The sequence below is a fragment of the Nocardia neocaledoniensis genome (genome assembly GCF_029868625.1).
GTDB classification, from domain to species: Bacteria; Actinomycetota; Actinomycetes; order Mycobacteriales; family Mycobacteriaceae; genus Nocardia; species Nocardia neocaledoniensis_A.
Window position 1 is genome coordinate 22,790 of sequence record NZ_JARWOJ010000233.1, and the last position, 10,271, is coordinate 33,060.

Genomic DNA, 10,271 nt, shown 5'->3' on the forward strand with positions numbered 1-10,271 from the left:
TCGTCAGTAGTAGGCAAGGCGCTTCTCCAGTCTTCTGATCAGCACGGAGGTCGGATAGCTGGCGACGAGGAAGAACACGCCCGCCAGGGTGATCGCCTCCAGATAGGCGAAGTTGCGCGCTCCGAACTGCTGTGCGGCGGTGACCAATTCGACCACCGAGATGGCGAACAGGAACGGGGTGTCCTTGAACATCGAGACGGCGTTGGTGCCCAGCGCGGGCAGGCTGGCCCGGATCGCCTGCGGCAGCACCACCGCCCGCCAGGTGCGCAGCGGCGGCAGCGACAGGGCCCGCGCCGCCTCCCACTGTCCCTTCGGCACCGCCTCGATCCCGGCCCGGTACACCTCGGCCAGATAGCTCGAATAGTGGATGCCCAGCACCGTGATGCCGATCTGCAACGCCGAGAACTGGGTGAGCAGTGTGTAGGCGAACAGCAGCTGTACCACCAGCGGGGTGAGCCGGACGAACTCGCTCACCGCGTGCACCGGCACGGCCACCCAGCGCGGCATCGACTGCCGGATGATCGCGATCAGCAGGCCGAGCACCGCGGCCAGCGCGAATCCGAGAAGTGTTGCCAGCAGGGTGATCTGGAAGCCGTCCCAGAGCACCGGCAGCGCCTCGCGGGCGCGCTCCCAACTCCATTCCGCGGTCATGGCGCCACCTTCGCGTGCGCGTCGTCGGGCGCCAGGCTCAGCACGTCCTTGAGCGTGGCGCCCCGTCCCAGCTTCCGCTTGGCGCGCGTCTCGAGCATGTTCATGCCGAGCGTGAGCAGGTAGGCGAGCACGAAATAGATCATCAGGCCGATCCCGAACGAGAACAGGGTGTCACCGGTGGTCTTGCGCAGGGTGCCGATCTCGTAGGTGAGGTCGTGCAGGGTGATGTAGGAGGCCAGCGCCGTGCCCTTGAGCAGATGCACGAGCAGATTGGTCAGCGAGGGCAGCATCAGTGCCCAGGCCTGGGGAAACAGCACGCGCCGCATCCGCTGCCACGGACTGAAATTCAGCGCCACCGCCGCCTCGAACTGCGCGCGCGGGACCGCGTTGAGCGCGCCGCGCACCACCTCGGCGCCGTACGCGCCGTAGTTCAGGCCCAGCGCCAGGATGCCGCAGAACACCGGATCCAGCTTGTAGCCGAGCAGCGGCAACACATAGAACAGCCAGAAGATCTGCACCAGCAGCGAGGTTCCGCGAAAGAACTCGATCAGCACCCTGGCGCTGCCGCGGACCGCGAGATTGCGGAACCTGGCAGCGATACCGAGGGCGAGAGCGAGGACGAACGCGAGCAGCGCGCCACCGACGGTCAGCTCGAGCGTGACCAGGATGCCCTCCCAGATCGCCGGGAGGGCATCACGCAGTGCGTCGATATCGCTCATCGCTCAGGTCAGATCTCGCCCTTGCAGAGCTTGGCCGTCGTGTACTTCGGGTCGGGCAGCTCACGCTCGGTGAACCCGAACTCGCCCACGATCGACAGGTACTTGTCCTTGTCGGAGGTGATCTTGGCCAGTTCGGCGTTGTAGGCCGCGAGCAGATCGGGATCGCTGGTGCGGAACACGGTGCCGCCCGCGCCGATCTGCGGCTTGCCGTCGATGACGGCCACGAACGACGGCGTCACGTCGACGGCCGCGTTCGGCGTGTGACTCTCGAGCCAGTTCAGGGAGATCGCGGTGAGGGCGAACACGTCCGCGCGGCCGGAGGTCACCGCGTCCATGCCGTCCTGCGGGGTGGCGACCTGGGTGGCGTCGATGCCGAGCGAGGCGGCGTAGTCGGACTCGATGGCACCGGTCATCGCGGCCATCTTCGCGCCGCTCGCCTTGATCGATTGCATGTCCGACAAATTCATCGGATTACCGGGTTTCACCATCAGTGCGGTCGTGTACATGAATTCCGGCTCGCTGAACGCGGCCTGTTCACAGCGTTTCGGCAAGATCGACATTCCGGCGCTGACGGCATCGAATCGATTCGCCTGCAAGCCGGGAATGAGGGCGCCGAATTCGGTCTGCACACCGTCGACGGTCTTGATGCCGAGGTTGGCGAAGATCGCCCGGTGCAGCGCGACGGTGGCGCCGGTCAGCTGGCCGTTCTGATCGAACGAGTAGGGGGCCTCGCCGGCGAAACCCACGGTGATAGCACCCTTGTCGCGCAGGGACTGGAGTAGCTGACCGCTCTCGGTGGTCTCGGTCTTCGTGCACCCGGCGAGCGCCGCCGCGACGAGCGCGGCGCCTGCGAACACCGCCGTACAGCGCCGGCGCAGTGGCTTGTTCTCGGCCATATCGGACCTCCCGCAAGGGTAGCCTTCACCGTGCAGGTCAGCTACCGTTTTCATTTATGAAATGTGAATTCACACACAAATGAATCTAGTCGCCGAATATCGGATCGAGCGCGCTACGTTATAGATTTGTTATCTGCTGATTAGGTGGGGAAACAATTGGGTATTCTGGTGTGCCACGCGCGGCGCGGACGTGCCGTGGCCGTCCGGTGGTAATCCGCTGTGAGCGTCGCCGGACCAGGGACTACGCTGTGGAGCCGTGATCACCCGCCTCTCCCGACTGTTCCTGCGCACCCTGCGAGACGACCCCGCCGACGCCGAGGTGCCAAGCCACAAACTGCTCGTCCGCGCCGGCTACGTCCGCCGGATCGCGCCGGGCGTCTACTCGTGGCTGCCGCTGGGCCTGCGCACACTGCGTCGCATCGAGGACGTGGTGCGCCAGGAGATGGACGCCACCGGCGCCCAGGAGATCTCGCTGCCCGCGCTGCTGCCGCGCGAGCCCTACGAGACCACCAACCGGTGGACCGAGTACGGCGACGCCCTGTTCCGGCTGCAGGACCGCAAGGGCGGCGACTACCTGCTCGGCCCCACTCACGAGGAACTGTTCGCGCTCACCGTCAAGGGTGAGTACAACTCGTACAAGGATCTGCCGGTCACCCTGTACCAGATCCAGAACAAGTACCGCGACGAGGAACGCCCCCGCGCCGGCATCCTGCGCGGACGCGAGTTCGTGATGAAGGACTCCTACTCCTTCGACCTCGACGACGACGGCCTCGCCACCAGCTACGCCACCCACCGCGCCGCCTACCAGCGCATCTTCGAACGGCTCGGTGTCGAGTACGTGATCGTGGCTGCCACCTCCGGCGCCATGGGCGGCAGCGCGTCCGAGGAGTTCCTCGCCGAGAGCCCCGTGGGCGAGGACACCTACGTGCGCTGCGTCGAGTCCGGCTACGCCGCCAACGTCGAAGCCGTGGTCACCCCGGCGCCCGCGCCGCTGCCCATCGAGGGTCAGCCCGCCGCGGTCGAGTACGACACCCCGAACACGCCCACCATCGCCACGCTGGTCGACTGGGCCAACGAGGCGAAGGTGCTCGATCGCACCGTCACCGCCGCCGACACGTTGAAGAACGTGATGGTCAAGCTGCGCCACCCCGACGGCAAGACCGAGATCCTCGGCATCGGCATTCCCGGTGACCGCGAGGTCGACGACAAGCGGCTCGAGGCCGCGGTCGAGCCCGCCGAGGTGGAACTGCTCACCGAGGCCGATTTCGCCGCCAACCCCTTCCTGGTGAAGGGCTACATCGGCCCGAAGTCGCTGCAGGCCAACAGCGTTCGCTACCTTGTCGACCCGCGCGTTGTCGAGGGCACCGCGTGGATCACCGGCGCGGACGTGTCCGGCAAGCATGTCGTCGGGCTCGTCGTCGGCCGTGACTTCACCCCGGACGGCACCATCGAGGCCGCCGAGGTCCGCGACGGCGACCCCTCGCCCGACGGCGCGGGCCCGCTGGTGGCCGCGCGCGGCATCGAGATCGCGCACATCTTCCAGCTCGGCCGCAAGTACACCGACGCCTTCGACGTCGACGTGCTGGGCGAGAACGGCAAGCCGGTCCGGCTCACCATGGGCTCCTACGGCGTGGGTGTCTCGCGTCTGGTCGCGGTGATCGCCGAGCAGCAGCACGACGAGAAGGGCCTGCGCTGGCCCGCCGAGGTCGCCCCGTTCGACGTGCACGTGGTGATCGCCAACAAGGACGCCGCCGCTCGCGAGGGCGCCGAACAGGTCGTGGCGGGGCTGGACAAGCAGGGCTTCGAGGTCCTCTTCGACGACCGCACCGCCTCGCCCGGCGTCAAGTTCAAGGACGCCGAACTGCTCGGCATGCCCTGGATCCTGGTGATCGGCCGCGGCTGGGCCGACGGCAAGGTCGAACTGCGCAATCGCCTCACCGGCGAGGCCGACGAGATCCCGGCCGAGGACGCGGTGGCCGCCGTCACCGCGAAACTTCGCGGCTGAGCCCCGACCACTCCGAACGCGTCGTCCCGCCCGGGGCGGCGCGTTCGTCGTCTCCGGCGAACCTACGCTTACGTAGGGGAAACATGCAGGTAGGGCGCGTGTGGTGGCGCCACGGCGCTGCTAAGTTACCGGCATGACAAGTTCGCCGAGCCTGCTGTTCAACCCCGCCACCTACGATCCTCAGCATTTCGATGCCGAGACCCGGCGGCTGCTGCGAGCCACCATCGAGTGGTTCGAATCCAAGGGGAAGGCACAGCTGCTGGCCGAGGACCGGGCCGCGGTGTGGGTCGAGGAGTTCCTCGACTTCGTCGCGAAGGAGAAGCTGTTCGCGACCTTCCTGACCCCGGCCGCCTACGCCGACGGCGACCCGAACAAGCGCTGGGACGCCGCCCGCAACGCGGCGCTCTCGGAGATCTTCGGCTTCTACGGCCTCGCGTATTGGTACGCCGAGCAGGTCACCATCCTCGGCCTCGGCCCGATCTGGCAGAGCGACAACGAGATCGCCAAGCGCAAGGCCGCCGCCGACCTCGACGACGGTCAGGTCATGGCGTTCGCGCTGTCCGAGCGCGAGCACGGCGCCGACATCTACAACACGGACCTGATCCTCACCCCGAGCGAGCCGGGCAGCCCCGACGCCGAGGCGGGCATCCTGTTCCGGGCCAGCGGCGAGAAGTACTACATCGGCAACGGCAACGTCGCCTCGATGGTCTCGGTGTTCTCCCGGCGCGCCGATGTCGAGGGCGCCGAGGGCTACGTCTGGTTCGCCGCCGACAGCCGCCACGAGAACTACCACCTGATCGACAGCGTCATCCACGGGCAGATGTATGTCAGCCACTTCCGGCTGGAGAACTACCCGGTGACCGCCGCCGACGTGCTGCACGAGGGGCCCGAGGCGTTCTCGGCCGCGCTCAACACCGTCAACGTGGGCAAGTTCAACCTCTGCCACGGCGGCATCGGCATGGTCGAGCACTCGTTCTTCGAGGCCATCACCCACGCCAACAACCGCATCCTCTACGGCAACCCGGTCACCGATTTCGCCCACGTGCGTGGCAATTTCGTCGAGGCCTACGCCCGGCTGATCGCGATGAAGCTGTTCAGCGACCGCGCGGTCGACTACTTCCGCAGCGCCTCGCTCGAGGACCGCCGCTACCTGCTGTTCAACCCGATGACCAAGTCCAAGGTCACCTCCGAGGGCGAGGTCGCGATGACCCTGCTGCTGGATGTGCTGGCGGCCAAGGGCTTCGAGAAGGCCACCTACTTCGCGCAGGCCTCGCGCTACATCAACCACCTGCCGCGCCTCGAGGGCACCGTGCACGTGAACGTGGGCCAGATCCTGAAGTTCATGCCGAACTACCTGCTCAACCCGAAGGAGTACCCGGCGATCGGCACCGACCTGGCGCCCGGTGACCAGGAGTTCTTCTGGAAGCAGGGCCCGGCGCGCGGCGCGGGCAAGGTGCAGTTCGCCGACTGGACCCCGGCCTACGAGCGGGCCGCGCGAGTGCCCAACGTCGCCCGCTTCTACGAGCAGGCCCAGGCGCTGCGCACCCTGCTGCTCACCGCGGCCCCGGACGCGGCCCAGCAGAAGGACCTGGACTTCATGCTGACCGTCGGCCACCTGTTCTCCACGGTGGTCTACGGCCAGCTGATCCTCGAACAGGCCGAGCTCACCGGGCTGGATGCCGACGTCGTCGACCAGATCTTCGACTTCCAGATCCGTGACTTCAACACCCACGCGACCGCCCTGCTCGGCAAGCCCTCGGTCACCGAGGACCAGCGCGCCTGGGCGGTCGGCGCCCTGCGCAGCCCGGTCGCCGACGCCGAGCGCTTCGACCGCGTGTGGCAGCAGGTGAAGTCCTACGACGGCGCGTACGCGATGCGCCCGTAGCCGAGCCGGGTCGCGGCGCCGCAGCCGGCGTCGCGACCTCGTCGCCGACTACACCGCCGCGCGGCCGGGGAACGTTGTCGTCACCGGGGACGCACCCAGGATGGCCTGCCAGCGCGCCCGGCGCACCGCGGCTTCGGTGAGCGCTTCGGTCGCGGCGGCGCGCACCGACTCGTCGGTGGCTTGTTCGACCACCGTGTACCACGCCGCGGCGCAATCGGTTTCGACAGCGACGGCCAGGTGTGCCGCGGGGATCGGGTCGTCGACGGGGAACGGCGGGTTGTAGGCGGCGGCGGGCGCGGCGGGCGCGGTGCCGCTCGCCTCCAGGAGTTCGACGGTGGCGTCGCGGCGGGCCCGGTGGGCGGCGCTGAACTCGGCGACCAGGCGGGCCCGGTCGGTATTGGCGTAGGCCGCGATGACGCCGTAGGAGTACACGGCCGCGTGCTCGCGGTCCAGTGCCGCCTGGAGGGCCTGGCGTTGCTCGGTCATGTCAGCAGAACTCCCGCCTGGGTGGCACAGGCCGCGCTGATCGAGGCCAACAGCCCTGCGCGGTAACCGGTTTGGGTGCGCGCCGCCGTAGCCGCCGACTGCTGCGAGCGGACCAGCTGATCGCGCAGCTGGGCGAGCGTGAGCGGCTGGGTGGGTGTCGCGGCGGCCGAGGCGGGCACCGAGCGTCCGTCGGGACCGGGGACCATGACCTCGCCGGTGCGGTGCACGGGGGTGGTGCCGTCGCCGTACACGCCGATCACTCGGTCGATCTCGGTGCGTAGAGCGTCGGCGTGCGCACCGCGCTCGGTGGCGATCGTGGTCAGCGCCGCCTGCGACTGCGGTGCCAGCGCGATCGCGGCCTGTGCGGCGGCCGCGTCGGCGCGGGCCAGAACCTCTTGCGCGGCAAGCGGATCCGGGGCGTGCACGGTATCGTCCTCGGCGCAGGCCGCCAGCACCGCCACCGCGGGCAGGCCGAGCGCGCTCGCGCCGACGAGGCGCAGGAGCGAACGCCGCCGCCATTCCCCCGGTCGCGTCGGCGGCAGGAGCGGCGTGGTGCTGCCCACGCCGGACGACGCAGGGTCGGTGGGCGTCCTGTCGATGCCGGAGATCACGGCCGAAACCCGGTGGGCCGCAGCGGGTCCGGGCCTGGCGGGCTCGGTCGGCGGCTGGCCTGCCGGGCGACGGCCGAGCCGGGCGGAGCGCACCCGTGCGGAGAGTGGCCGCAGTGCCACGGTGGTGGACGCGCCGCTGTCCGCGGGGGTGGATCCGGTCGGCGCCGGTGCGCTGGGGAGAACTGATCCGGGGTGCTGCTCGGCGACCAGGCGCGACGACTCGCTCGTCATCGGGCGGGATTCGTGCCGGTCGGAGCGCATGCCGGAAGGTCGCCCGGCGCTCGGCGGGGCGGTATGGCGGAAGGGCACGAGCACCATCGTGCCAGATCCGCGGCGGTGCTCTCGCCGGTGTCGCGACACGACGGGCACGCCGACCAGGACCGGTGCGCGACCCTCGTCCGCTGGTCCTTTACACTCTCGGAGCGCGTTACGCTAGACCCTTGGCGTAGAAATTTCCGATCGCGTCACAACTGAACCAGGAGCCGCCCATATGCCGATGCCCACCGAGGAAAGGGTGAGCCAGCTCGTCGCTGAGCTCGTCGCACGCCGGGGATTCGACCTCGAGGGCGTCGCGATCACGTCCGCGGGCAAAGACGAATTGGCGCCGGTTCGGTTGAAGGTCACCGTCGACAGCGACGGTCCGGCCGATCTGGACGCCATCGCCGAGCTCAGCCGGGAGATGTCGGCGCTGCTCGACGAATCCGCCGATTCCGGCGACGCCGCCTACCTGCTCGAAGTCACCACACCCGGGGTCGACCGGCCGCTGACCGCCGAGCGGCACTGGCGCCGGGCCCAGGGCCGCAAGGTGAAGGTGACGCTGCGCGAGGGCGCCGAACCGGTCGAGGGCAAGGCGCGCTTCGACGCGCGCGCCGGGGTGCTCGCCGACGACGGGACCATCGCGCTCGTGCTCGGCGGCAAGAACAAGCCGCACCGGGTGCACGTGCCGCTGGCCGACATCGCCACCGGCGTCGTGCAGGTGGAGTTCAACCCGCCCGGCGCCGCCGAACTCGAACTCGCCGGCGGCATCGCCGCGGGCCGACCCGTTCCGGGCGAAGAGCCCGCCGACCTCGCCGCTGCAGGCCAACACAGTGACTCTCCCACCGAAGGGGTTGCGGAATGAACATCGAAATCGAAGCCTTGCGGGCGATCGTCGCCGACAAGGGCATCCCGATCGAGACCGTGATCTCGGCGATCGAGTCGGCGCTGCTGACCGCCTACCGGCACACCGAGGGCCATCAGCCCAACGCCTACATCGACATCAACCAGAAGACCGGCGTGGTCCGGGTGATGGCGCGCGAACTCGACGCCGACGGCAACCTGGTCTCCGAATGGGACGACACGCCTGAGGGTTTCGGCCGCATCGCGGCGACGACCGCCCGCCAGGTGGTGCTGCAGCGCCTCCGCGACGCGGAGAACGAGAAGTCCTTCGGCGAGTTCTCCACCCACGAGGGCGACATCGTCGGCGGTGTCGTCCAGCGCGACGCCAGGGCCAACGCTCGCGGCATCGTGGTGGTCCGCATCGGCAGCGAGGCCAACGGCGCCGAGGGGCTGATCCCGCCCGCCGAGCAGGTGCCCGGCGAGACCTACGAGCACGGTGACCGGATCAAGTGCTACGTCTACGGCGTCTCGCGTGGCCCGCGTGGCCCGCAGATCCAGCTCTCGCGGACCCACCCGAACCTGGTGCGCAGGCTGTTCTCGCTCGAGGTGCCCGAGATCGCCGACGGCTCGGTGGAGATCGTGGCCGTGGCGCGCGAGTCCGGGCACCGCTCCAAGATCGCGGTGCGCTCGACCGTGCCCGGCGTGAACGCCAAGGGCGCGTGCATCGGCCCGATGGGCCAGCGGGTGCGCAACGTGATGAGCGAGCTGGCGGGGGAGAAGATCGATATCATCGACTACGCCGAGGACCCGGCGACCTTCGTCGGCAACGCGCTCTCGCCGTCGAAGGTGGTTTCGGTCACCGTCGTCGATCCGGAGGCCAGGGCGGCCAGGGTGATCGTGCCCGACTTCCAGCTGTCGCTGGCGATCGGCAAGGAGGGCCAGAATGCCCGCCTGGCCGCTCGTCTGACGGGGTGGCGCATCGATATCCGCAGCGACGCGGCCCCGGAGCAGGGTGGCAGCATGCGGCCGGAGGCGCACCGTAGTTGACGAAAACGCGGGAATCTCGACCCCCGGATGACAGGTTCGTAACTTCGAGAGGGGAGGGGTTCGTCGTTATGACCGGGTCACCGGTAGAGTGGGGGGAAGACCGGCCCGCGCAATCCGTGCGAACGTGTATCGGATGCCGTCAGCGTGAGCCGTCTGCCGACCTGTTGCGGATCGTGGCGCAGCATCGGGACCCCGGTTCGGCCGGGGTCGCGATCGTTCCCGACCCGCGGCGCAGACTTCCCGGACGGGGTGCCTGGCTGCACCCCGTTTCAGCTTGTCTGCGTTCCGCAGAGCGGCGCCGAGCATTCGGCAGAGCCCTACGAGTGTCCGGAAATCTGGATATCTCAGCCCTGGAGCAGTACCTCGAGAACAGGCACGAGCACTCATGAGCACACCGTGAAGCACCAACGATGAACGTCCATCGGAGATAACCCGAGGTCGTGCGGGCCGCCGTCCCTTACACGGTGGCGCTGCTCGACCTCTCAGTGAGGAGAGCAGTGGCAGGCAAGGCCCGCGTGCACGAGTTGGCCAAAGAACTCGGTGTCACGAGCAAGGAACTACTCGCGAAGCTCAAGGAGCAAGGCGAGTTCGTGAAGTCGGCGTCCTCGACGGTGGAAGCACCCGTCGCACGTCGTCTGCGCGAATCGCTCGCGTCGAAGTCCGCCCCGGCGGCCGACGCGAAGCCGGCGGCCCGTCCCGGACCGTCCCAGGCGGCCCGTCCGGGCGCCAAGCCCACCCCGGGCGGTCCGCGTCCGGGCCCGCGTCCCACCCCGGCTCCGGGCGCGGCGGGGGCCCCCCCGGGCGGGGGGGGTTTAACAAAGGGCGGGGGCGGCGGAGGGCGGGGCGGGGTGGTGTGGGGGGGGGGGGGGTGGA

11 protein-coding genes are annotated in these 10,271 nt (G+C 69.1%); 6 read left to right on the top strand and 5 right to left on the bottom strand.

What is annotated here, in order from left to right; all coding sequences use genetic code 11:
- Positions 1-3 precede the first annotated feature (3 nt).
- Genes ehuD through ehuB form a run of 3 tightly spaced genes read right to left on the bottom strand, consistent with a single transcriptional unit; the run spans position 4 to position 2,266 of the window.
- Positions 4-651 (bottom strand): ectoine/hydroxyectoine ABC transporter permease subunit EhuD, encoded by a 648-nt coding sequence (ehuD, locus tag QH270_RS17960; protein WP_280343705.1) that lies wholly within the window; start codon positions 649-651, stop codon positions 4-6.
- A complete protein-coding gene (ehuC, locus tag QH270_RS17965) occupies positions 648-1,370 on the bottom strand; it encodes an ectoine/hydroxyectoine ABC transporter permease subunit EhuC (protein WP_280343708.1) in 723 nt (240 codons plus the stop codon). Before ehuC ends, ehuD begins: the two co-directional genes overlap by 4 nt.
- A gap of 8 nt (positions 1,371-1,378) precedes the next feature.
- Positions 1,379-2,266 carry an ectoine/hydroxyectoine ABC transporter substrate-binding protein EhuB gene (gene ehuB, locus QH270_RS17970; protein ID WP_280343711.1) on the bottom strand — a complete coding sequence of 296 codons (888 nt, stop codon included), beginning with the start codon at positions 2,264-2,266 and terminating at the stop codon, positions 1,379-1,381.
- A 256-nt stretch (positions 2,267-2,522) separates the two neighbouring features.
- On the opposite strand from ehuB, the gene QH270_RS17975 reads away from it, so the two are divergent.
- The gene (locus QH270_RS17975) at positions 2,523-4,271 is read left to right on the top strand and encodes a proline--tRNA ligase (protein WP_280343714.1); all 1,749 of its coding nucleotides are present in this window, start codon (positions 2,523-2,525) and stop codon (positions 4,269-4,271) included.
- 133 nt (positions 4,272-4,404) lie between these two features.
- The gene (locus tag QH270_RS17980) at positions 4,405-6,156 is read left to right on the top strand and encodes an acyl-CoA dehydrogenase family protein (protein ID WP_280343716.1); all 1,752 of its coding nucleotides are present in this window, start codon (positions 4,405-4,407) and stop codon (positions 6,154-6,156) included.
- A gap of 48 nt (positions 6,157-6,204) precedes the next feature.
- Here QH270_RS17980 and QH270_RS17985 read toward each other — a convergent pair whose 3' ends face one another.
- Positions 6,205-6,642 (bottom strand): DUF4439 domain-containing protein, encoded by a 438-nt coding sequence (locus tag QH270_RS17985; protein ID WP_280343719.1) that lies wholly within the window; start codon positions 6,640-6,642, stop codon positions 6,205-6,207.
- Positions 6,639-7,562: a hypothetical protein gene (locus tag QH270_RS17990; RefSeq protein ID WP_280343722.1), complete on the bottom strand. Its 924-nt coding sequence runs from the start codon at positions 7,560-7,562 to the stop codon at positions 6,639-6,641. Before QH270_RS17990 ends, QH270_RS17985 begins: the two co-directional genes overlap by 4 nt.
- Before the next feature lie 181 nt (positions 7,563-7,743).
- Here QH270_RS17990 and rimP point away from each other — a divergent pair, with 181 nt between their 5' ends.
- The 4 genes from rimP to QH270_RS18010 all read left to right on the top strand — a co-directional run.
- Positions 7,744-8,373 carry a ribosome maturation factor RimP gene (rimP, locus tag QH270_RS17995; RefSeq protein WP_280343727.1) on the top strand — a complete coding sequence of 210 codons (630 nt, stop codon included), beginning with the start codon at positions 7,744-7,746 and terminating at the stop codon, positions 8,371-8,373.
- Positions 8,370-9,398, top strand: a complete 1,029-nt coding sequence (nusA, locus tag QH270_RS18000; protein ID WP_110035801.1) for a transcription termination factor NusA — start codon at positions 8,370-8,372, stop codon at positions 9,396-9,398. Before rimP ends, nusA begins: the two co-directional genes overlap by 4 nt.
- 68 nt (positions 9,399-9,466) lie before the next feature.
- Positions 9,467-9,787: a YlxR family protein gene (locus tag QH270_RS18005; RefSeq protein WP_280343728.1), complete on the top strand. Its 321-nt coding sequence runs from the start codon at positions 9,467-9,469 to the stop codon at positions 9,785-9,787.
- Between the two features lie 108 nt (positions 9,788-9,895).
- Positions 9,896-10,271: translation initiation factor IF-2 N-terminal domain-containing protein (locus tag QH270_RS18010; RefSeq protein WP_432420379.1), on the top strand; the 376-nt coding region annotated here is incomplete at its 3' end.

Coding starts and splice junctions, on each gene's coding strand:
- ehuB (WP_280343711.1), bottom strand. CDS start 2,266: ATGGCCGAGAACAAGCCACTGCGCCGGCGCTGTACGGCGGTGTTCGCA.
- ehuC (WP_280343708.1), bottom strand. CDS start 1,370: ATGAGCGATATCGACGCACTGCGTGATGCCCTCCCGGCGATCTGGGAG.
- ehuD (WP_280343705.1), bottom strand. CDS start 651: ATGACCGCGGAATGGAGTTGGGAGCGCGCCCGCGAGGCGCTGCCGGTG.
- QH270_RS17985 (WP_280343719.1), bottom strand. CDS start 6,642: ATGACCGAGCAACGCCAGGCCCTCCAGGCGGCACTGGACCGCGAGCAC.
- nusA (WP_110035801.1), top strand. CDS start 8,370: ATGAACATCGAAATCGAAGCCTTGCGGGCGATCGTCGCCGACAAGGGC.
- rimP (WP_280343727.1), top strand. CDS start 7,744: ATGCCGATGCCCACCGAGGAAAGGGTGAGCCAGCTCGTCGCTGAGCTC.
- QH270_RS17980 (WP_280343716.1), top strand. CDS start 4,405: ATGACAAGTTCGCCGAGCCTGCTGTTCAACCCCGCCACCTACGATCCT.
- QH270_RS18005 (WP_280343728.1), top strand. CDS start 9,467: ATGACCGGGTCACCGGTAGAGTGGGGGGAAGACCGGCCCGCGCAATCC.